The sequence below is a fragment of the Pedobacter sp. UC225_61 genome, assembly GCF_044452285.1.
Classification (GTDB): Bacteria; Bacteroidota; Bacteroidia; order Sphingobacteriales; family Sphingobacteriaceae; genus Pedobacter.
Map to the genome: position 1 here is coordinate 3,451,449 of NZ_JBIOAL010000001.1, position 23,534 is coordinate 3,474,982.

The 23,534-nt window shown below is 33.5% G+C and carries 16 protein-coding genes and 2 pseudogenes; 11 read left to right on the forward strand and 7 right to left on the reverse strand.

Going from position 1 to position 23,534, the window contains the following annotated elements:
* Window positions 1-176: 176 nt before the first annotated feature.
* Window positions 177-848 carry a DUF4290 domain-containing protein gene (locus ACHMWN_RS15730; RefSeq protein ID WP_397303002.1) on the forward strand — a complete coding sequence of 224 codons (672 nt, stop codon included), beginning with the start codon at window positions 177-179 and terminating at the stop codon, window positions 846-848.
* A gap of 47 nt (window positions 849-895) precedes the next feature.
* Window positions 896-2,220 (forward strand): annotated as a pseudogene (gene murA, locus ACHMWN_RS15735) (UDP-N-acetylglucosamine 1-carboxyvinyltransferase).
* Between the two features lie 75 nt (window positions 2,221-2,295).
* Here murA and ACHMWN_RS15740 read toward each other — a convergent pair.
* From ACHMWN_RS15740 to dprA, 3 genes and pseudogenes are all read right to left on the reverse strand, one after another.
* On the reverse strand, window positions 2,296-3,657 hold the full coding sequence (locus ACHMWN_RS15740; protein ID WP_397303005.1) for a pyridoxal-phosphate dependent enzyme: 1,362 nt from the start codon (window positions 3,655-3,657) through the stop codon (window positions 2,296-2,298).
* Between the two features lie 132 nt (window positions 3,658-3,789).
* Window positions 3,790-3,963 (reverse strand): annotated as a pseudogene (locus tag ACHMWN_RS15745) (DNA-protecting protein DprA); the annotation flags it as partial.
* Between the two features lie 18 nt (window positions 3,964-3,981).
* Complete coding sequence (gene dprA / locus ACHMWN_RS15750; protein ID WP_397303008.1) at window positions 3,982-4,881, reverse strand: DNA-processing protein DprA; 900 nt, start codon at window positions 4,879-4,881, stop codon at window positions 3,982-3,984.
* A 147-nt stretch (window positions 4,882-5,028) separates the two neighbouring features.
* On the opposite strand from dprA, the gene ACHMWN_RS15755 reads away from it, so the two are divergent.
* Both ACHMWN_RS15755 and ACHMWN_RS15760 read left to right on the forward strand, forming a co-directional pair.
* Window positions 5,029-5,397, forward strand: coding sequence for a BlaI/MecI/CopY family transcriptional regulator (locus ACHMWN_RS15755; protein WP_397303010.1), 369 nt, complete (start codon window positions 5,029-5,031; stop codon window positions 5,395-5,397).
* Window positions 5,398-5,707: 310 nt separating this feature from the next.
* The gene (locus ACHMWN_RS15760; RefSeq protein ID WP_397303013.1) at window positions 5,708-7,594 is read left to right on the forward strand and encodes a M56 family metallopeptidase; all 1,887 of its coding nucleotides are present in this window, start codon (window positions 5,708-5,710) and stop codon (window positions 7,592-7,594) included.
* Here the strand turns inward: ACHMWN_RS15760 and rsmG are convergent, their stop codons facing one another.
* Complete coding sequence (gene rsmG / locus ACHMWN_RS15765; RefSeq protein ID WP_397303016.1) at window positions 7,595-8,230, reverse strand: 16S rRNA (guanine(527)-N(7))-methyltransferase RsmG; 636 nt, start codon at window positions 8,228-8,230, stop codon at window positions 7,595-7,597. It lies immediately after the preceding gene.
* Between the two features lie 9 nt (window positions 8,231-8,239).
* Window positions 8,240-9,361, reverse strand: a complete 1,122-nt coding sequence (locus ACHMWN_RS15770; RefSeq protein ID WP_397303019.1) for a glycosyltransferase — start codon at window positions 9,359-9,361, stop codon at window positions 8,240-8,242.
* Window positions 9,362-9,498: 137 nt separating this feature from the next.
* Between ACHMWN_RS15770 and tgt the strand changes: the two genes are divergently transcribed.
* From tgt to ACHMWN_RS15795, 5 genes are all read left to right on the forward strand, one after another.
* A complete protein-coding gene (gene tgt / locus ACHMWN_RS15775; RefSeq protein WP_397303022.1) occupies window positions 9,499-10,629 on the forward strand; it encodes a tRNA guanosine(34) transglycosylase Tgt in 1,131 nt (376 codons plus the stop codon).
* Window positions 10,630-11,733: an LptF/LptG family permease gene (locus ACHMWN_RS15780; protein ID WP_397303024.1), complete on the forward strand. Its 1,104-nt coding sequence runs from the start codon at window positions 10,630-10,632 to the stop codon at window positions 11,731-11,733. It abuts the gene before it with no gap.
* A gap of 1 nt (window position 11,734) precedes the next feature.
* Window positions 11,735-12,628 carry a DMT family transporter gene (locus tag ACHMWN_RS15785; RefSeq protein WP_397303026.1) on the forward strand — a complete coding sequence of 298 codons (894 nt, stop codon included), beginning with the start codon at window positions 11,735-11,737 and terminating at the stop codon, window positions 12,626-12,628.
* 659 nt (window positions 12,629-13,287) lie between these two features.
* Window positions 13,288-16,095, forward strand: coding sequence for a TolB family protein (locus ACHMWN_RS15790; protein WP_397303028.1), 2,808 nt, complete (start codon window positions 13,288-13,290; stop codon window positions 16,093-16,095).
* A gap of 36 nt (window positions 16,096-16,131) precedes the next feature.
* A complete protein-coding gene (locus ACHMWN_RS15795; protein ID WP_397303030.1) occupies window positions 16,132-16,413 on the forward strand; it encodes a hypothetical protein in 282 nt (93 codons plus the stop codon).
* Here ACHMWN_RS15795 and ACHMWN_RS15800 read toward each other — a convergent pair.
* Window positions 16,410-18,809, reverse strand: coding sequence for a TonB-dependent receptor domain-containing protein (locus ACHMWN_RS15800; protein WP_397303033.1), 2,400 nt, complete (start codon window positions 18,807-18,809; stop codon window positions 16,410-16,412). The two genes, ACHMWN_RS15795 and ACHMWN_RS15800, sit on opposite strands and share 4 nt — an antisense overlap.
* A 135-nt stretch (window positions 18,810-18,944) precedes the next feature.
* Here ACHMWN_RS15800 and ACHMWN_RS15805 point away from each other — a divergent pair, with 135 nt between their 5' ends.
* Window positions 18,945-19,358, forward strand: a complete 414-nt coding sequence (locus tag ACHMWN_RS15805) for an EamA family transporter (protein ID WP_397303035.1) — start codon at window positions 18,945-18,947, stop codon at window positions 19,356-19,358.
* A 70-nt stretch (window positions 19,359-19,428) separates the two neighbouring features.
* Window positions 19,429-20,433, forward strand: coding sequence for a YncE family protein (locus ACHMWN_RS15810; protein ID WP_397303038.1), 1,005 nt, complete (start codon window positions 19,429-19,431; stop codon window positions 20,431-20,433).
* Window positions 20,434-20,515: 82 nt separating this feature from the next.
* Here the strand turns inward: ACHMWN_RS15810 and ACHMWN_RS15815 are convergent, their stop codons facing one another.
* Window positions 20,516-23,533, reverse strand: a complete 3,018-nt coding sequence (locus ACHMWN_RS15815; protein WP_397303041.1) for an efflux RND transporter permease subunit — start codon at window positions 23,531-23,533, stop codon at window positions 20,516-20,518.
* Window position 23,534 lies beyond the last annotated feature (1 nt).

Consider the following 23,534-nt stretch of genomic DNA (forward strand, 5'->3'; position numbering starts at 1 on the left):
TTTCAGCTTTATATTTTATTTACTACCTTTGATACATTAAGGGCTTCAGCATTTCGATGAATTCTTAACCAAAGTTTCTAATTAAAATATCGCTCCGGTTTTTCAACCACGTATTTTTGTTTTGGTTATTTCATAATGTGCCCAACAATAACTATTTTCAACACTAAATTTATTCAATGAATTTCGATTATAATACAACTCGTAGCGACTTAATTTTGGCGGAGTATGGTCGTAATGTACAAAATATGGTAAAGTACATTATAGATTTACCAACCAAAGAAGAACGCAATAAATATGCACAAGCAGTAATAGACTTGATGGGTTTTTTAAATCCACACCTGCGTGATGTTGCAGATTTTAAACATAAATTATGGGATCATTTACACATCATTTCTGATTTTAAGATTGATGTAGACAGCCCATACCCAAAACCAAATCCAGAAGCAGCACAATTTAAGCCAGCACATATTGGTTATCCCCAACAAAAAATTAGGTATAAACATTATGGAAAAACTGTAGAAAAATTGATTGAAAAAACGATGGAAGAAGAAAATCCGGAACGTAAATCAGCTATGGTACAAGGCATTGCAAACTTTATGAAAATGGCTTATGTGCAATGGAACAAAGACAATGTCTCTGATGAAGTAATCTTTAAAAATTTGCGTGAGCTTTCTGGAGGTAATTTAGAACTCGATGAAAATGTAAACTTGCAAAAAGTTGAGTTCAGACCTCAAGTAAATAGACCAAATAATAACAATCGTGGTCGAAATAACAACAATAAAGGGCGCCAAAATAACAATAACGGCGGACGCCAACAGAGAAATAACAATCCAAAACAAAGACATTAATCCAATCTATCGTTATTACACCGTATTAGCGAAATAAACACTAGCAAATGAATGCATTCGAAATTATAGGTGGTAAAAAATTAAAAGGCGAAATCACTCCGCAAGGAGCAAAAATGAAGCCCTACAAATTTTATCCGCTGTTTTATTAACCGATGAAAAAATTACCATCAGCAATATTCCAGATATTAAAGATGTAAATAAACTGATTGAATTATTAGGAGATTTAGGTGTACTTGTTGAACGTATCAACAAAGACACTTACACTTTTGAGGCTAAAAATATCAAATTAGACTTTTTTGAATCTGATGTATTTAAAGCTAAAGGTGGTGGCTTACGTGGTTCTATCATGATTGTCGGCCCATTATTGGCTCGTTTTGGAAAAGCGGCTATTCCTAAACCTGGTGGCGATAAAATTGGTCGTCGTCGTTTAGATACACACTTTATTGGTTTTGAAAAATTAGGTGCTAAATTCATTTACGATAGCAAAAAAGCTTTCTTTAATGTTGACGCTACCAATTTAAGAGGCGCTTACATTTTATTAGATGAAGCATCGGTAACAGGAACTGCAAACATTGTAATGGCTGCTGTTTTAGCAAAAGGGACTACAACTATTTATAATGCTGCTTGCGAACCGTATTTACAGCAACTCTGCAAAATGCTTAACCGCATGGGTGCAAAAATATCTGGCATTGGCTCTAATCTATTGACTATTGAAGGTGTTACCAAATTAGGTGGCACTGAACACAGAATGTTGCCAGATATGATTGAGATTGGTTCTTTCATCGGCTTGGCTGCCATGACGGAGTCTGAAATCACGATTAAAAATGTATGTTACGATGAGCTTGGTGTTATTCCTGAAGTTTTTAAAAAATTAGGAATAAAATTAGAGCGCAGAGGTGACGACATTTACATTCCTTCTCAAAAACATTATGAAATAGATACGTTTATTGATGGTTCTATTCTAACCATAGCTGATTCACCTTGGCCAGGATTTACACCAGATTTATTAAGTATTGTTCTTGTTGTGGCAACACAAGCTAAAGGAAATGTGCTTATCCATCAGAAAATGTTTGAAAGTCGTTTGTTCTTTGTAGATAAATTGATTGACATGGGTGCACAAATCATTTTATGTGACCCACATCGTGCTACAGTAAACGGAATTGATAAGAAATATCAGCTTCGTGGAATTAGCATGACTTCTCCAGATATTCGTGCTGGAGTTTCCTTATTAATCGCTGCTTTATCAGCTGAAGGTACTTCTACAATTTATAACATTGAGCAAATTGAACGTGGATACCAAGATATCGATATTCGCTTAAGAGCATTAGGCGCACAAATTAAACGTGTAGAAGGCTCAGGCCCAAGTCACTAATTTGAGAATTAGTATAAATAAAAATCCAGCAAGATAATCATTGCTGGATTTTTTATTTACATAAGTCATGTAGGGTTAGCCTCTTATTGCATTAATAATATCGTATTGTGTAATAATTTCAAATTTACCATCTTCCAATTCAACCAAAACAGCACTATTTTCCTTATTAATTAAGGTTGAAATCCTATCTATAGAAGTATTCAAATCCACAAATGGGAAAGTTGAACTCATGATTTCATTTACAGGGGCTGACTTTAAACTTGGATTTTCAAGTAATGCTTTTAAAATATCACTTTCAGCTAATTTACCAACTAACATTCCTTTTTGCGTTACAGGGATTTGAGAAATGTTAAGCATATTCATAGTGTTAATCGCTTCAAGAATTGTTTTTTCACAGTCTATCGTTACAATTTCTGAACGTTCTTTTTTAGCAATGATCGTTCTAGCCGTTAATTTTTCATCTTTTAAGAAACCACGTTCACGTAACCAATCTTCGTTATACATTTTACCCATATAACGACTTCCATGATCATGAAATATAACGACAACCACATCTTCTGGTTTTAACTTATCTTTCAGTTGCAGTAATCCAGCAATTGCTGAACCTGCAGAATTACCTGCAAAAATTCCTTCTTTACGAGCAATATCACGAGTCATTAAAGCGGCATCTTTATCAGTTACTTTTTCGAAAAGGTCAATTACATCGAAATTAACATTTTGTGGTAAAAAATCTTCTCCAATTCCTTCCGTGATGTAAGGATAAATTTCGTCTTTATCTAAAATTCCAGTTTCCTTGTATTTTTTAAAAACTGAGCCATAGGTGTCAATTCCCCAAACCTTAATATTTGGATTTTGCTCTTTCAAATACTTTCCTGTTCCAGAAATTGTACCTCCAGTACCAACACCAACTACTAAATGTGTTATTTTACCTTCTGTTTGTTTCCAAATCTCAGGTCCTGTTTGTTCATAATGAGCTTGGCTATTTGATAAATTATCGTATTGATTTGGCTTCCATGAATTTGGCACTTCACGTTCTAAACGAGAAGAAACAGAATAATAAGAACGAGGATCTTCAGGTTCAACATTTGTTGGACATACAATTACTTCGGCACCAAATGCTCTTAAAGCATCAACTTTTTCTTTTGATTGCTTATCAGTTGTAGTAAAAATACATTTGTAACCTTTAATAATGGCAGCCATAGCCAACCCCATTCCTGTATTACCAGATGTACCTTCAATTATAGTTCCACCCGGTTTTAATTTACCAGTTTTTTCAGCGTCTTCAATCATTTTTACCGCCATACGGTCTTTAATTGAATTACCAGGATTAGTTGTTTCAATTTTCGCTAAAACGGTAGCCGAAATTTCTTTAGTAATGTTATTTAATTTAACTAATGGTGTATTACCAATTGTTTCTAGAATATTATTGTACCACATGTTACAAAAGTACAAAATGACAATAAGTATTTTATAGATTAATATTTAATAGAAACTAAATTTTAAATTTAATTATATAACAGAATATTGTTTTATAATCTACTTATTAAGTATACTATAAATATTACAAAATTAGGCTAGCTTATATATTTTTCCAGGCAAAGAAATTAGAATACCTTGCATTTCGAGGGTAAGTAATGCAATAACTAGCTTACTTTGTGGCAAATTCGTTTTTAAACTTAAATCATCTACATGAGCTGGATTATCCTGTAATGCATTTACGATTTGTTGTTCATCTTTCGATAAATTAAGTGGTAGCTGAGCCTAAATCTCAGCTTTTTTAACCTGTTCATCATCCCAACCCAAATAATAAATCAAATCTCTAGGATGATTAATTAGTCCTGCCCTATTCGTCTTAATTAAGAAATTACATCCCTCAGAAAATTCGTCATTTACTCTTCCAGGAAATGCATACACATCTTTATTGTAAGAATTGGCTAGTTCAGCTGTAATTAAAGCACCACCTTTTAGTGAAGCTTCTACAACTATCGTGACATCAGAAATACCAGCAATAATTCGATTTCTTTTCGGAAAATTTTCTCGATCTGGGTTTGTACCAGGTAAAAATTCGGTAAGCAAGCCACCATTATGCACCATTTTCTGAGTTAATGCTTTATGTACAGCTGGATAAATCCTATCCAAACCATGACCTAATACACCAACAGTTGGCACTTCGAAATTTAAACTTTCTTTATGGGCTGCAGCATCGATGCCATGAGCTAATCCACTCATAATTATAACATCATATGGCTTTAAAACTTCAACTAATTGCTTACATAGTAGTTTACCATAATTGGTTGCATTTCTAGTACCAACTATACTGACAATTCTTTTATGATTTAGATTAGCAGTGCCTTTATAATACAATAATAGTGGTGAATCATAGCAATTTCTTAATCTTTTGGGGTAGTTATCATCTGCATAAAATAGAACTTCTATGTTGTGCTTCTCAATAAAATGTAAGTGTTCTTTAGCTTTTTCTAAAGCATCTGTATGTAAAATAGCATTCGCTCTAATCTCACCAATGCCTTCTAACTTTACTATCTGTTCTTTCGTTGCTTCAAATACTGCTTCGGCACTACCGAAGTGAATCAGCAGATTTTTGGCAAACATTGGGCCAACTCCTTTTATTAAACTTAAGGCTATTTTATGGACTAAACTCATCAAATCTAAAGTAGAAGCAAATGGCTACTTTTTAAAGTAATTAATTTTAATGTATTAAAAATCAGATACTTAAAATAAAACTACAAAAATAGTTTGTTAACTATAAAAATAGTAGTAAATTTAATTAACCTTTAAGAAAATTATATAATGAGAGAGTTAACAAAAGCAGAAGAACAGGTAATGCTTATCCTTTGGGAAATGAAGGAAGGCTTGGTGAAAGATGTGATTGATAAAATGGAATCACCAAAACCAGCATATAATACAGTATCTACTGTAATTCGAGTATTAGAAGGTAAAGGTTTTATCTCACACAATGCAATAGGTAATACCCATATCTATTTTCCAGTGATTAGCGAAGAACAATATAAACACTTTGCATTTGATAAGGTGATGAATAATTACTTTGAAAACAATTACCAAAGCTTAGTATCCTTTTTAGTGAAAGAAAAAAATATGGATATGGGAGAGCTTGATGAGTTAATTGCCTTAGCTGAAAAACTTAAAAACAAGAAATAATGGATTGGTTATATTATTTGCTCGAAGCAAATCTGTACTTGCTTATTTTTTACGGATTTTACCGTTTTTTTTTACAAAACGAAACATTTTATAACAGCAACCGTTATTTTTTGCTGTTAAGTAGTGTAACTGCTTTTATACTACCAATACTGCAATTAGGGTTTTTAAATCCAACCCCTATAGTAGATAACGCAACTTTTCCTCCACCTACAGTTTATGTGGAGAGAGCTTTACTACTATACCCACTACTCCTGTTGTAGAAACATTTAATTTCACAGATTACCTATATCCTATTTATTTATTCATTGTAGTGTGCTTTGCGCTCAAATTAGCGTTAAGTCTTTCAAAAATAATCGGGATTTGGTTAAAAGCTAAAAAAGCTAAAAGTGGTAATGTAACTTTAATTGAATTAAATGAGCAAACTACCGCTTTTTCATTTTTCAACCTTTTATTTATTCATCCACATCTGGTGGAAAAAGAAACCGTTTTAAATCACGAAATGGTGCACATTAAACAGAAACATAGTTTAGATATTCTATTTTTTGAAGTTTTACAGATGATATGTTGGTTTAATCCAATTATCTATTTTATTAAAAAGGACATTAAACTGTTGCACGAGTACATTGCAGATGAGCTCAGTACCAACTCTGGTTTACAAAAACACGAGTATGCGATGTTCCTTATCGAAAACTCTTTTGGCATTGCGCCAACCCCTCTTACAAATCAAATTTTCAATCAATCAATATTAAAAAGGAGAATTAACATGTTAAACAAAAAAAGAACAGCAGGCCGAGCTAGGCTCAGGTTGCTGATAGCACTTCCCTTGGTCGGGGCAATGCTTTGCGCCTCTACAATGGCATTTACAAAAGATTACGGCTATATAGATTTGCTTCCGGAGAAAAGCAAAAGTGTAGCACCAATCCAAGAAACCCCAGCTATAAAGAAAGATCAAATAAAATTTCCGCCGCCAAGAGTTACTCAATCATATTATTCACCTAAGAAATATGATAAATCAACAAAAAACCATAGTTCGCTCGAAAATAAATTAATTATAATCAATGGGAAAGAAGTAGACTATAAGAACGATTTTTATGGTATTATGGGTGCTGATAAAATTGTTACTTTAAAAAGTACAGATGCTCTTAAAAAATATGGCGTTAAGGCTAAATATGGAGCGGTTGAGGCTACAGGCAAAAACATAAAAATCATTAATACACCTATTGATAAAATTAAATTTCCACCGCCAATAGTAAGACCAGATGTTGCTTATTTTTTCGCTCAAAGGGATTATAAAGCATCTGCTAGTCACCCACCATTTACCGAAAAAAGGTATATAGTTGTAAATGGCAAACCAATTACAGATACAACATTTTATAATGTAATGAACGCCAGCAAGATTAAATATCTTAAACCTTCGGATGCTATTTCAAAATATGGAGATAGAGCTAATTATGGTGCGGTTGAAATTACTGGTGGCAAAATTAATTATCTTAAACCAGGTCAAATTGCTCCTCCACCTCCACAGGACCAAATAAAATTTCCACCACCAATTGTAAAACCTGATAGAAAAAATTTAAAAAGACCGCCAGCAGTTGAACCACCTCCGCCAGGTTACAAACCTAAATCAGATCAAATTAAGTTTCCTCCCCCTGTTGTAAGACCAGATAATCAAACTGTTTTTTACCCAAGAAATGAATACAGACACGATGGAAAAAATTATACTCCAACTCAAATTGACAAAAGATATATAGTCATTAACGGAGAAGCGGTAAAAGACAACGCTAAATTTTATGGTGTGTATAATACAGAAAGCATCGTGGTTTTGAGTGTAAATCAAGCTATGAAAATTTATGGAAATGCTGGCAAATATGGAGCTGTAGAGATTAAAGGATCAGCTATTAAATATGCACCAGCTTTACTACAACCACCATTTTATGGAAATCTGAAATTAAATCGTTCTTCGGGAGATTTCTTAAAAATTCCAGATTCAGAAGCTGATTTAAAAACCTTAACTGTTTACAACGCTAAAAATGCTATCGTTTATAACAGTACAGATTATCGTGATGATTGGAATGGAAAAACTGGAAATTACAAGAAAAATGAAGGTGTAAAAATTTCTTCAGGAGTGTATACTTACTTTATGAAAATTGATGGTAAACCATTGGCCAACAAAAGAGGAAGAATTACTATTCAATAATTATTGTGGGATGTAAACCACATATTTAGTATCAAAAAACTCTTCCTCAAAATAAGCTGAAAGCGGATGTAACTCTGCTTTCAGTTTACTTTCTTTAATCTCTTCTGTTAAGTCGCCACCTTTTAAATAAAGAATGCCGTTTTGAATAGCATTCTTATTCTCTTTAGCAAACTTTCCGCGTATCCATGGATAAAAATCTATTAAACGAGTAACCGCTCTAGAAACCACAAAATTATATTTATCTGTTACTTGTTCTGCTCTTAAATGGCTAGCTTTTACATTTTTTAACCCTAAAGCTGTCGCAACTTCTGTAACTACTTTTATCTTTTTCCCAATAGAATCTACCAAATGAAAATCAGTTTCTGGAAATAGAATAGCTAATGGAATACCTGGAAAACCACCACCTGTACCTACGTCCAATACCTTCTCACCTGCTTTAAAAGTGCAAAATTTAGCAATCCCTAATGAATGTAAGATATGACGTTCGTATAATTCGTCAATATCTTTTCTAGAAATAACGTTGATTTGCGCATTCCAAAAACTATACAAATCATACAATTGCGTAAACTGAGCAAGTTGCTGTTCCGTTAAATTTTTAAAATATTTTAAAATGATATCAGGCTTAACTTCAGACATAATAAAAGGTTATTTCCACTGTACTTTTTTAACAAATATAGATAGAATGGCATTAAACACTAAAAAAACAAATAAAATGATATCTAATAGTGGAAACCACCAACTTAATTCGCCATAATTTAGGCGTTTTAATAAACGTGGATAAATGAAACTTCTGATCAAAATACTTAATCCAAATACTCCTAAAGCAATATAAAGTGTTTTTGGAAAACACAACAAAGCAATTCCTAACCCATAAAACAAAAACTGAATAACGATTTGTAAGGATAATATAAATTGATGTTTTGATTTATACATTTTGCCTGCGCCAAAGTGCCTTTTCTTTTGTCTTAAATAGGCGATAAATGAAATTTTGGGCTCACTCCAAACTTGAGTTTCCTTGTTAATCCGAATTTCTGTATTGTACCTATTTGCATTTGCATTTACAAAAAGATCATCATCACCAGATGGAATATGCATGTGTGCAGCAAAACCTTTATTTTTAAAGAAAAGTGATTTTTTATAGGCCATATTTCGACCTACACCCATGTATGGCATTCCTTTTAAGGCAAAAGACAAATAATTTACTGCTGTAAAAAATGTTTCAAAACGAATTAATCTATTTAATAATCCGCGTTTTTTAAAATAAGGAGAATAACCTAATACAATTTCTGTGCTCTCATCTTCAGGTTGTTGCATACCCATTAACCAATTTGGTGAAGCTGGTTCACAATCTGCATCCGTAAAAACCAACCATTCGTAGCTTGCGGCCTTAATCCCCATGGTTACTGCAAACTTTTTTCCTGCAATAAATTTTTCTCCATCAGCAACAGAAACTACTTTAAGTCTCTCATATTTCTTTGCAAACTCTTTTAAAATATCGGCGGTGCCATCCCAAGAACGGTCATTCACTACAATTACCTCAAAATTTGGATAATCTTGTTGAAGAATAGTTGGTAAATATGTTTTTAAATTTTCTGCTTCATTACGAGCACAAATAATCACACTAATCGGATTTTTAGCTTGTTCTGGAAGGGCTTCAACCTTAACTAAGGCTAATTTTAAATGAATAAACAAGCTAAAATAAAGCTGAACAAGAAAGCAAAAAGCTAAAGCGCCGAGTAGGCAAATCTCTAATAAATTTAATTCCACAATATTTTTTTGAAAGCTAGCAAATCTCTCATTTTTAATCTGTAATGTGGCTTTATGTTGATAAAAAATTCAAGAGCCTGATAAAAGGAATATTCTTGCTATTTTTGACAGATTTTTGAAGAGGATAATAAACACATATGAAATTTACTTTACAGGCTAACGACCCATCATCAAAAGCTAGAGCGGGAACAGTTACAACTGCCCATGGCGATATTAAAACACCAATTTTTATGCCTGTTGGTACTGCTGGAACGGTAAAAGCAGTACACCAAAGAGAACTAAAAGAAGACATTAAAGCGCAAATAATTTTAGGAAATACCTATCATTTATACCTTAGACCAGGTTTAGATATTATCGAACCAGCTGGGGGTTTACATAAATTTATTGGCTGGGATAAACCTATTTTAACAGATAGCGGTGGCTATCAAGTCTATTCTTTGAGTAAAGTTCGTAAAATTAAAGAAGAAGGAGTTACGTTTCGCTCGCATATAGATGGTTCAAAACACTTGTTTACACCAGAATATGCAATGGATATTCAGCGCACAATTGGAGCTGATATTATTATGGCTTTTGACGAATGTACTCCTTATCCTTGCGATTATAAATATGCTGCCAATTCTATTAACATGACGCATAGATGGTTAAAACGTTGCTGCCATCGTTTTGACACCACTGAGTCGAAATATGGTTTCGACCAAACACTTTTTCCAATTGTACAAGGATCTGTTTATAAAGATTTACGTGTAAAATCTGCAGAATTTATAGCCTCAATGAATAGAGAGGGTAATGCAATTGGTGGCTTATCTGTTGGAGAACCAGCCGAAGAAATGTACGGAATGACAGAAGTTGTGTGCGATATTTTACCTGTAGATAAGCCTAGATATTTAATGGGAGTTGGTACACCAATTAACATTTTAGAGAATATTGCACTTGGCGTAGATATGTTTGATTGCGTAATGCCAACAAGAAATGCTAGAAATGGAATGTTATTTACACGAAATGGTATTATTAATATCAGCAATAAAAAATGGGAGAATGATTTCTCTCCAATAGATGCGGATAGCGATTTACATGCAGATCAGGTGTATTCTAAAGCCTATTTAAGACATTTAATGCACTCTAAAGAAATACTAGGTGCGCAAATTGCTACACTTCATAACCTACATTTTTATTTATGGTTAGTGAATGAAGCCCGAGAAAAAATCATTTCAGGAGAGTTTTACGCTTGGAAGAATAAAATGGTAACTATATTAGGTAATAAATTATAAATGAAATACATCAGGCAGCGTCTAAAAATTATTGATGGTTTTATTATAGGCAAATACCTAGGCACATTTGTGTATACCTTAGTTTTGTTTGTAATTATCATTGTGATCTTTGATCTTTCTGAAAAATTGGATGATTTTTTAGAAAAGGACATGACCATTTGGCAAACTATTACTGATTATTATGCCGGTTCTATTCCATTTTATGTAAACATGCTATCGCCGTTAATTAATTTTATCGCGGTAATATTTTTTACGGCAAAAATGGCCGATCAAACTGAAATTGTACCGATTTTAAGCGGTGGAGTAAGTTTTAATCGCTTTTTAAGACCTTACTTTATCTCTGCATTTATCATTTTCTCTGTTAATTTATTATCGAATTTATACATTCTTCCGTATACCAATAGGATTAAAAATAAATTTGAAAACGAGGTTATTGATAAGGATAAGGCTTATACAAAAACGAATATCCACATGAAAATTGATAGCAATACGTATATCTATCTCGAAAATTTCGATAATAGAACAAATATAGGCTATCGTTTTTCTCTTGATAAATTTAAAGGCGACATCCTTAAGAAAAAGCTAGTTGCTGATCAAATTTCTTACGATTCAGTTAAAAGAGTTTGGAGATTAACAAATTATACGGTTAGAAATGTAGATGGGATGAAGGAATCGATGATTTATGGATCTGCTTTACAAAAAGATACGGTACTCGATATGAAACCAGATGATTTCTCTGTATATCAGAACGTTTTTGAAAGCATGAGCGGGAAGGAATTATCGGACAAGATTAAAAAAGAAAGAACGAGAGGCTCAGGAATAATGAGCGATTTACTTTTTGAACAATATAAACGTTGGTTTCAGCCCCTATCAGCTTTTATATTAACGTTAATCGGCGTAGCCCTTTCCTCTCGTAAAGTACGAGGAGGTGTAGGTTTACCACTTGGAATAGGTATTATTTTAAGTTTTGCCTACATTGTTTTTAATCAATTTGCTAAAATGTTTTCTACAAAAGGAGGTTTATCTCCACTATTAGCCGTATTACTGCCAACTATATTCTTTGGAATTTTAGGTTTGTACTTACTTAGAAGAGCTCCAAAATAAGATGAATACTGAGCTTAAACCAAACGAAAACAGAAACCTTATTATATTACACATAACCGTTTTTATTTGGGGGTTTACAGGCATTTTAGGCGCATTAATATCCATCGATGCGGTACAATTGGTCTGGTATCGTGTTTTAATCGCTAGCGTGAGCTTATTTGCTTATTTTATGTTGAGCAAAACCAGTATTAAGGTTAGTAGAAAGCAATTTCTACAATTCTTTTTTACAGGAAGCATCGTAGCCATGCATTGGATTTTCTTTTTTCACTCCATTAAAGTGGCCAACGTATCTGTAAGTTTAATCTGTTTATCTTCAGTAACTCTGTTCATTGCAATTTTAGAGCCCATCATAAAAAAACAAAATATTTCTAAAGGTGATATCTTTATTGGTTTATTGATCATTTTAGGCATTTACTTAATCTTTAAATTTGAAACTAAATACACCACTGGAATAATCTTTGGGCTTTGTTCTGCAGTTGCAGCAAGCTTTTTTTCCACTATAAACTCAACTTTAGTTCAAAAAACCGGTCCTAGCATTATAGGCTTTTATGAAATGGCTGGAGCGTTCTTCTGGATAACGGTATATCGCATATTTGATAAAAGTTTATCTACTGAAAACTTCAATTTAAGTGGAATAGATTGGTTTTATTTACTCCTTTTAGGCACCATATGTACGGCTTTAGCATATGTAGCTGGTGTAGGAGTGATGCGCACATTATCTGCATTTAGAGTGGCTCTAATCACAAATTTAGAACCTGTGTATGGCATTGTTTTAGCCTTTATTTTGTTTGGTAGCAAAGAGCATATGACCTCTGGTTTTTACTTAGGTTCGTTATTAATTTTAGCTGCAGTATTCCTTTATCCTATCTACAAAAAACGTAAAAATAAGAGTTAAAGCTCCTCTCTTGCGTTAGCTTCAATTCGATTGTGTCACTTCCAACTTGATTAGAATCCGTAATGCAATAGCAGGTTTTTTTTACAATTACGATTTCCCGTTTTCACGGGAATGATGAGTAAGAATCAAAGCTAATTACTGCAACTACTCTAGGGTAGGGGATACGTTTTTCATCCTTAAAAACAAGCTCTAAAATAGCCCATTTTACAGTCGAATTTTAGCCATAAAAACAGGTGAAAAAATAGCCTATTTCTGCACACATTTACACTCTTAAATTTGAGGCAAAAGAGGATACATAGACACTAAAAAACTCTTATTATCTGGTGCGTTTTCTTCATAAAATTGAGCCTATTTATTTCTTCATAGCTAACAAAAATATATACATTTTTAAAAAGGAGCAGAAAATTTTTGCTTTAAAATCAACATAAATAGTGTATCTTAACATCATCAAATTACGGAGATAGGACATAAGATTAAATTCTCCATATAACGCCCTTGATCATTTAATTTTTACATAAATAGCTACTACTATTGTTAATTACATAAAATTTATAATTTATTTAAAATCAATACATTAAATAATATAATATAAATTAAAAAATAAGATAAAGTGCATATTTAAAAAATTATAAAACTAACAATTTTAGCATACCACCTAAATGAATATAAATAAAGCATATACAAAATTGAAAATCAGTATTTTATCTACAATAGTATTAAGTTTTATTTCAATTAGTGTTTTTGGCCAAATTTTCAACAGTGAGCAAAACCCACTTAGTGTAAAATGGAGACAGATTAACAGCAATGGCTTTACACTCATCTATCCTACCGAGTTAGAAAAAGAAGCTCAAAGAATGGCAAATACAATCGGCCAAATTTACCCCTCAGTTGGACAAAGTTTAAACCGCCAAAAAATAAGCATTCCAATCGTCTTTCAAAACCGCGGAACTATAGCAAATGGCTTTGTTCAATTGGCTCCAAAAAAGGTGCAATTTTACACCACTCCTCCGCAGCAATTTGACAGTCAAGATTGGTTAAATAATTTAGCTGTTCACGAGCTTAGACATGTTGCGCAATTCGATAAAATTACTGGCGGAAAAACACATCCTTTTCCAGAAGAAATTTATTTTGCTTACATGGGCTTAAGTATCCCAACTTGGTTTTTTGAAGGTGATGCAGTGAACAGCGAAACTTCATTAACAAATGTTGGTCGCGGCAGACAGCCTTCATGGATTATGCCTTTTCGAACTTCACTATTAAACGGGAAAAAATTCTCGTATTCAAAAGCGTATTTTGGATCGGACAAAGATCAAACACCAGGTTATTACCAATTAGGATATTTGATGGTTACTAACCTTAAAAAAGAATTTGGCGAAAGCATACAAGATAGCTTACTCACCGCCATTCATAATAGCCCGCTTAGATTATATCCTTTTTCTCAAAGCTTAAAAGAATTCACTGGAAGTAATACCAAAAACTATTACTTAAAAACGATTGCTCAACTAGAAAATGAATGGACAAAACAAGATGATTTAAACAAAAGCGAAAATTATGAGAGTTTAAATCATCGAGCGAAATATGCCAGCAGCTATTTTTTACCTATAGAGTTAGCGAACAACCATATCCTAACTTTAAAGCAAACTAAAGCCGAAACCGCAACTTTTGTGGTTATTGATGAAGCTAGAAACGAAAAAGAACTCTTTAAAATCGGGTATCAGGAACAGCCTTGGTTTAGTTATGGGGATGGAAAATTGGTTTGGGATGAAATAAGAGTTGATCCACGTTACCGACAAAGAAGTTATAGCGTAATTTGCATCTATGATTTCGCGACACAAACAAAACGTCAATTAACGTTTAAAACCAGGCTCTTCTCTCCTGCCCTTTCTGGTGATGGAAAAAAATTAGTTGCAGTACAAATTGATTTAAGTAATCAAAGTAATTTAGTAGAACTTGATTTGCAAACCGGAAAAATCAATAAAACATATCCAAATCCTGAAAATCTCATTTTACAAACTCCGGCACTCAATACTGATGGAACTCAACTGAGTTGGATTAGTGTGAATGAAAAAGGAAAATCGCTTTGGCTCCAAGATAAAACTGGAAAAAAAATGCAACTAATAACCGAAACTACTCAGCAGTTAAGCAGGCCAACATTTATTGGCAATGGAATTGCATTTAACGCCCATCTAAGCGGAATAAACAACATTTATGACGTCAACCCTATCAATAAAAAAATAACGGCGCTAACGGCCGCAAAATACGGCGCTTTTAATCCGAGCTTATCTGCCGATGGCAAATCAATTCTTTTTAACAATTACCAGGTAATGGGTTATGGAATTGCAAAAACCCCTATTTCACATCGAAAAATTCAAGAAAATCACTTTGTTTATTTTGGTGCAGCAGCTAATAAGCAAGAAAAAATCAATATTTTCAAAGACATACCCGATAGTACGTATCAATCTAAATCTTACCAACCTTTAGCGCATCTTTTCAATTTTCATAGTTTAAGTCCAACAATAGATGAAGACGACAGACTTGGTTTACGCTTAAAATCTAACGATTTATTGAACATTTTCGATTTCTCAGCAGGAATTGATTATTACAGCGATTTAAAAAAAATAGCATACACCGCTGACTTGTATTTTAAAAGCTTATATCCTATTTTAAACGCAAAGTTCACTAACCGACCAAGAACTGGATTTTATCGGTTAGGAAATGCGATAAATCAAGCGAATTGGCGAGAAAATTATCTTGATATAAAAGCAAGCATCCCTCTCAATTTTAGTGCATACCATCATAATTATGGTTTTTTGGCAGAGCTGGGCACAAGCTATACGCAACGGAATTTTGCACCAAAAGAGGCTTTGCTATTTAACAAGACCATTAAATTCCCTATAAATTACAAATTAGGTTTTAGTCATAGTGTACGTACAGCAGAGCGAGATGTAGCTCCTAAATGGGCGCAAATTATTAATTTAAGCTATTTTAATCAGCCTTTTGATAAGCGTTTAACTGGTGATTTATTTGCTTTTGAAAGCGCATTCTATTTTCCTGGAATTGCTAAAAATCATTCTTTTATGGCTAGTTTTAATTACCAAGAAAGCAGTGGCGCTTTAAAATTTAATACTGAAATTAATACCGTATATGGCTATGGACAAATTAATGCGAAGAGCGAATTAAGAAATACATTGTTACTCAATTACCGCTTCCCATTTGCCTTTCCAGATGCAGAAATTGGCTCTTTAGCATATATTAGAAACTTAAGAGGTGGAGTTTTTAGTCATTATGAAAACATTGGCTCAGAAACAAATTTAACACAACCTAAAACTTTTGGCGTAGAAATGCGTAGTAGTATAAACTTGCTGCGTTATCAGCCTGTTGTTGATTTAGGCGCAAGAGTGGTATTTGTTAATAAAACTTACAATCAAAACCCTATCTTAGAATTACTATTTAATTACAGTTTTTAATCGCTCATCTCCCAAAGGGGATTTATTTAAAATAAAATGAAAGCAAAAACTATTATCATCATTGTTATAACTGCACTTTTAACCATTTTCTTAATGATTAATAGCGAGCCAGTAGAATTCGATTTTATTATTGGTGCTCCAGTTGCTATATCAAAACTCATTGTAATTGGCATCTGCATCATCATTGGTTTCATTTTAGGTTTTTTAGCTGGCAGACCACGAAAAACAGTAAGCAGTTATGATCCTGAGATTGAAAACCATCAGGCTAACGAAAATAAATCGACCTTGAGCGATGAGGATAGGGATTATATCAGTTAAAGAGAATTATCAAAGGTTAAATCTTTCTTTTTCTTCACCACACCAAAATTATAGCTGATACCTAAATACCCAATTCGTGAGTTGCTTTTAGTGACTACATGCTGTGTTAATAATGGACTACTTAACTCTGCTTCTTGTCTTTGCGTTTTAAACACATCAGATACTGTTAAATACAGTGAACCTTTCTTTTGAAAAATATCTTTTCTTACACCAAAATTAAAAACAAAACTAGGCAAATATTTCCCTTGTGGGGTTAAACGAGCAGACCTGTAATTAGAATTAACCTGCATAATTGTACTTTTTGTCAAATTATAACTCGAATTAAAATTAACACTCCATGTAAAGGTGTTCTTTTTTGAGCCATAACCTAAGTTAGATGCATCTAGTTGATTGTAAAATGCATTAGGTGTAAGGTTGATAAATACTTTATCGTTTATGTTTGCAGAAAACACTACATCTGCGCCAATTGCCTGATCATTAACTAGATTTTGTTGCGTAGTGATTAATGTTGTACTGTTTAAGGGTGTAGTAATGGAAGTAAAACCATTGTATTTATAGCGGTAATAAATGCCAGGTAAAATCGAAAAATTATCATTTTTCCATTGATAACCTAATTCTATAGAATGAATAATCTCTGGTAAAAGATGTGGATTACCTACACGAATATTTGTTGGGTCAGCATACTCTGCAAATGGGTTTAAATCATCACCTTCTGGTCTATGCACTCTCCTACTATAATTTAACTGCAATTCTCTACTATCTGATAAGTCGTAAGTAAGATGCAACGTAGGATACACCTTAAAATAATGATTAGGAATTGTGATATTAGTGGTTATAAGATGCGAATTAATATCCGAATACTCTCCTCTTAACCCTAACATTGCTCCAAATTTTTTCCAAGATTGTTCTATTGTTCCATAAAAAGCATGTATGTTCTCGTTATAAATGAAACGATTGGTTTTTAATGCATCAGCGACGAATTTTTGTTGAGCATAGTTGTAGGCTTCCCCATAAAAATCTAGGTCTTGCTGGTTGTATTGTCCTTCATACCCCAATTCTAGTTTTGTGTTATCTGAAATTGGATTTTCATAACCAATGGTAAGCTGCTTGTTATCTTGTGTCTGTTTAATCAGCGTGTTATCCAATTGATTTGCACTTGCAGGTACCCTATATGAATTTATGTAATGGTTATCTTCTACTTCTGGCGAGTGAGAAGCGTTAAACTCTAATCGTATTTTATGCTCTTCTTTCTTAAAATTGTGCTCAAAGAAAAAAGTTCCATCCGCTTCTCTTTCGTATTCGTAATTTGTTCTTGTCCGGTCATAATCAGAAATTAAGCCTGTAGTATTGCTTACTTTCTTAAGCGTAAAATCGTGTTTGTGCATATTACGGAAATAATAATTTCCAGAAATACCTATACTATTCTTATCATCAATCGCATAATCCATTCCTAGTGCAGCAGTATTAGAGAACGGTCTTGCTTTAGCACTGATATCGTCTTGATAATAGCTTGATACAGAACTAGCAGGATCAATCTGTGTTCTATTATTCGTTGTTAATCTTAAGCGATAATCCTGTTTAATACTGTAACTTCCAAATACATTTACCTTACCTGGATTATAATTAGCATTCACATTGGCATTATACCTATCCTGATTTCCTGCGTTTGCTGTTAAACCCCCATTAAGTCCTCTTTTTGTGTTTTTCTTCAGTACGATATTGATTATTCCACCTGTACCATCTGGTTTATATTTTGCTGAAGGATTGGTAATTACTTCTATTCTGGCAATACTATTGGCTGGCAATTGTTGTAAAGCAGCCGCAGCATTTTTTCCCATAATGGGCGATACTTTACCGTTGATTAAAATTGTTGCCGATGAATTTCTCAAACTTACATTCCCATCAATATCGACTTGCACTAAGGGTACATTTTGTAATACTTCACTAGCAGAGCCAGATTTAGCCATCACATCTTGATCTACATTATAAATTTTACGATCTATAGAATTAGTGTAAAGTTGTTTTTTAGAGGTAACCACTACTTCATTCAGTTTTTTTGCACCACTGTTTAAACTGATATCCTGATTTAGCTTTCTCTGGGTAGAGTTCAGTATTAAATTACTTGTTTTATAGTTTTCGAAACCAATGTAACTCGCAATTAGATAATAATTGCCATCTGCTAGTGCAGTAAATTTATATATTCCTTTTCCTGTAGTAATTTCTTGTTTTAAAACTGTATTACCACCTTCTTTCATTAATACAACAGTCACAAATTCTAAAGGTTGACCAGTTGTTACATCTGTAATTTTACCTGATATAGCCCCGCTGTTTTGTGCATATAAAATGAATGGGAAAATGAATACGAGAACTAAGGCGAGGAGTAATTTTTTATGCATATTTATAATTTTGCTACATAGTTAGCCTTAGAATCTGTTTGAATTTTGTAGTAACTAGTTTGATACAAAAATTGTTAAAACATAACAGGTATACCTTAATATTTTGGTATCTTGAATTACAATTACAAAAAAACTATGTGGAAATTATATGCTGTCCTTTCTGCACTTTTTGCTGCTGCAACTGCTATTCTGGCTAAAATTGGAATTAAAGGCATTAACGGAAATCTCGCGACAGCTATTCGTACCGTTGTTATTCTTTTTATTGCATGGGGAATTGTTTTGGCCAGCGGCGAAATACGTGAACTTAAAACATTGACCAAAAACAATTTAATTTTCTTAGCCTTATCAGGAGTTGCCACAGGTTTATCGTGGATATTTTATTTTAAAGCGTTAGAAACCGGGAATGTATCTAAAGTTGCACCTATCGATAAATTAAGTGTGGCGATTGCTTTGGGTCTTGCTTTTTTAATTTTAAAAGAACCTATTGACGCTAAAACGTTAGTAGGTGCTTTATTGGTGGTTGCAGGTAGCATTATCATCATTCTATAAACACCCTGATTTAGAACTAACTACAGGATTGCTACAGAGTGTTTGATTTTATTTATAAAAAGATAAATTCATGAAACATACACTTTTTACAATCGCTTTTTTAGCTGGCTTAAGTGCTGCTAGTTTTGCCCAACAAAAAACAGGTTTCCATCTTATACAAACTCATAAAATACAAAGTGATGGCGGTTGGGATTATCTAACCGTAGATCAGAAAAACAATAATTTATATGTTTCACATGGCAATCAAGTTAACATTCTCAATAAAAACACTGGAGATTCAACTGGTGTAATTCATAACACTTTAGGCGTACACGGAATTGCTATTGCTAGTTCTTTTCAAAAAGGATATACAAGCAATGGAAGATCAGGAACATGTACTGTTTTTGACTTGACCACTTCATCAATACTAGGACAAATTACCGTTGGACAAAATCCAGATGCTACTTTTTTTGATGATTTCTCTAAAAAGGTAATCGTTTTTAATGGCAAAAGCTTAGATGCAAGTATTATTGATCCACAAACAGATAAAGTAATAGCAACAATCCCATTGGGTGGGAAACCAGAAGCTGGCGTATCTGATGGCAAAGGGAAAATATATGTAAATATTGAAGATACTGGAGAAATTGTATGTTTTGATCCAATTACTTTTAAGGTTTTATCGAGATATAAACTTAAGGGTGGTGAAGAACCAAGTGGCTTAGCAATTGATAGAGCAACATCACGCTTATTTACGGTTTGCGCAAACAAAGTGATGCTCATTTTAGATGCTAAAACAGGCAGACAGGTTGTAACTTTACCTATTGGGGATGGTTGTGATGGTGTTGTATTTGATCCTATCTTAAAAACAGCCTATAGTTCTAATGGTGAAGGCAATATCACTGTAGTTAAAGAGGAAAGCGCAGAAAAATTTGTAGTACAAGAAACTATTGCAACTAAAAGCGGCGCAAGAACAATTGCATTGGATGCTGTTACACATCATCTTTTTTTACCTACAGCAGAGTTTGAAAAAGCTACCGGTACAGCACGTCCAAAAAGAATATCAGGAAGTTTTAAAATTTTGGAAATCGGGAAATAATCATTTTAAAACCACATAGAAACAGATTCAAATAGGAGTTATTCAAAAACTATCTGTCCTATGTTTCTATGTGGTCATTTCTTTAAGAATAAAACTTCCGAATTAAACTTGGCAATACGATAAGTAGTAATGGCAATCCAATCACAAACCCACCTATCACTGCAATAGCCAATGGCTGATGCAGTTGTGCTCCTGCACCAATACCAAGCGCCAATGGCATTAAAGCTATAATTGCACCTAAAGCCGTCATCAGTTTTGGCCTCAATCGCGTCGAAATAGCAAAAGTAATTGCATCATCTACGCTTTTTTCACGTAGGGATTCCTTAAACTGTAAGAACGTAAAAATGGCATTTTCACCAATAATTCCTACAATCATTATTAAACCCGTATAACTGCCCACATTAAGTGGTGTATGAGTAATAAACAATGCCAAGTAACTGCCTGATATGCCAAGTACCGCTATTAAAAGGATTAGAAATGCAATTTTGAAATCTTTAAACAAGAATAAGATCACACTAAAAACTAATAAGCTGGATGCAATTAGAATGGTTAACAATTCAGAAAAAGATTGTTGTTGCTCTTTGTAAGCCCCACCATATTCTATGTGATAGCCAGAAGGTAAGTTAATTTTAGTACTTACCGCAGCCTGAATATCTTTCATAGCACTACCCAAATCTCTGTTATCAAGCCTTGCAGTAACCACACCAATTGATTGGAGGTTTTCACGTTCAACTTCTGCACTACCTGATTTTATTTCAACTTTTGCTAAATTTTGAATCGGAATTGCGGTTCCATCTGGTAAAAATATTTTAAGACTACTTATATTGGAAACGCCAAAACTCTTACTATTTGGATACACCATGCGAATGGGAGAAAGTTGTGTATCGTACAAATCACCAATTAAATTACCCTGCATCGCAGTTTGGACTTGCATTTGGAAACTTTCTGGTGTAATTCCATATTGGGCAAGTGTAGTAAAGTTTGGAAGGATATTTATAGTTGGACCAGAAAGTATGATGCCATCAAATACATCGGCAGTTCCATTGATATGTGTAACTATATCAGAAACTTTCCTTGATAGTTCCTGCAGTTTTTCTTGATCATCACCAAAAATCTTTACTTCTATGGGTTGCGTAGAGCTCATTAAATCGCCGAGCATATCTCCTATTACCTGACCAAAATCTACAACTAATGCAGGTTGTGTACTTTCTATATGATCTCGTATTTCTGCAATTACATCATCGGTACTTTTATCCCTATTATGTTTCAATTGAATTAGATAATCTCCTGTATTTGGTTCGGTGATAAAGAAACCCATTTGCGTTCCTGTTCTTCGAGAATACGCCTCTACTTCTGGTATTTTAACTAATTCTTTTTCTACTTCTCTTAATATTCTATCGGTTTCTGCTAAGGAAGTTCCTGGGGGTGTAGCATAATCTAACACAATACTTCCTTCATCCATTTCTGGTAAAAATCCTGTTTCTAAACGTGGAAACACCACTACAATTGAAACAATAAGTAGTATGATAAATATAAAACTGATGTAGCTACGCTGGAAAAAATATCCAACCCATTTTTGAGATTTCACCTCATGTACTATCGGCTTTACGTTTGATGCATTTCGTTTTGAGTTTTTAGTAAGCAACAAATAAACAACAGGCAAAGCTATCCATGTGACAAAGAATGAACAAACCAGTGTAGTAATCATGGTGTTGGTCATTACCTGAAAATAAGAACCAGCAACACCTGTCATCAATACAAATGGGATAAAAATAACAATGGTACTAATAGATGAACCCAACATAGCCGGGAAAAGATAATTAATAGCTTTGCTCAATAGGTTTACTGTTGGCTCTTCTGGATGCTCTTCATGCGTTCTATGAATTTGCTCCACCACAACAATCGAGTCATCTATAATTAAACCGATAGCTGCAGCAATAGCACCTAAAGTCATGATGTTTAACGAATAACCCATAAAATATAAGGCAATTACGGTTAAACAAAGTGTAATAGGAATGGTAATGAGTATGGTGGCACTTGCTTTTAGTGATCTTAAGAAAATAATAGCAACAATTATGGCTAGCGCCAATCCAATCCAAAGGCTATCTCTCACACTTTTGACTGATTCATTCACAAAATCTGCTTGCACATAATACGGCTTAATGATTACTCCTGCAGGTAAAATACTTTTCAGTTTACTCACCTTAAGCGCCATTTCTTTAGAAAGGTCAACCAAGTTGGCGTTAGGTTGTTTAATAACCGCTATTAAAATTCCGTCTTTTCCATTGGCATTAATTCTAGTGTATTCTACACTTTCCTGTATTTTTACTGTGGCTATATCCTTAACCTTTACAATTCTGTTCCCTCTTCTAGCGAGCACTAATTCTTCTAAATCAGCTTTGCTTTTAACTGTTGCATCTGTTACCGATAAGTACAAATAATTAAATTCGGAAACGTAGCCGTTAGATTTAATAAAATTGGTTTGACTTAAAGTGGTATTAATTTGTTCGGGAGAAATACCCAATACTTGCATTTTTTGAGGATTGAGTTCTATCCAATATTCTTTAGTTTTCCCACCAATCACTCTAATCTCAGAAACGCCATCTACTTGAGATAAAAAAGGCTTAACCGTAAAATCTGCTATCTTTTTTAATTCGACTGGAGATTTAGAATGACTTTCTAAACTGTATCCACTTACTGGCAAAATGGATGGATTCATTTTCTCAACAGAAATAGTTACTCCAGCAGGTAATGAAGCTGTTATTTTTGCTATTTGAGCTTCTATCCTTTGTTGACTCAAATCAATATCAGCACCTGGATTCATGTAAGCAGATAATTCACAACTTCCTCTGCTTGTTGTACTTCTTACCAATTGAAGATCTGGCACCTGTTTTACTGCATTTTCTAATGGCCGAGTTACGGTAAGCACCATTTTATCAACAGGTTGCAGCTCTGCCTCAGCAATAATTTTTATTTTAGGGAAAGTGATTTCAGGAAATAAAGATGTTTTTAACTGTTCAAAAGAATACACACCGCCCAATAAAACAATAACGAGCACAGCTAGGATAGGATTTTTATGAGAAATAAAAAAGCTCTTCATC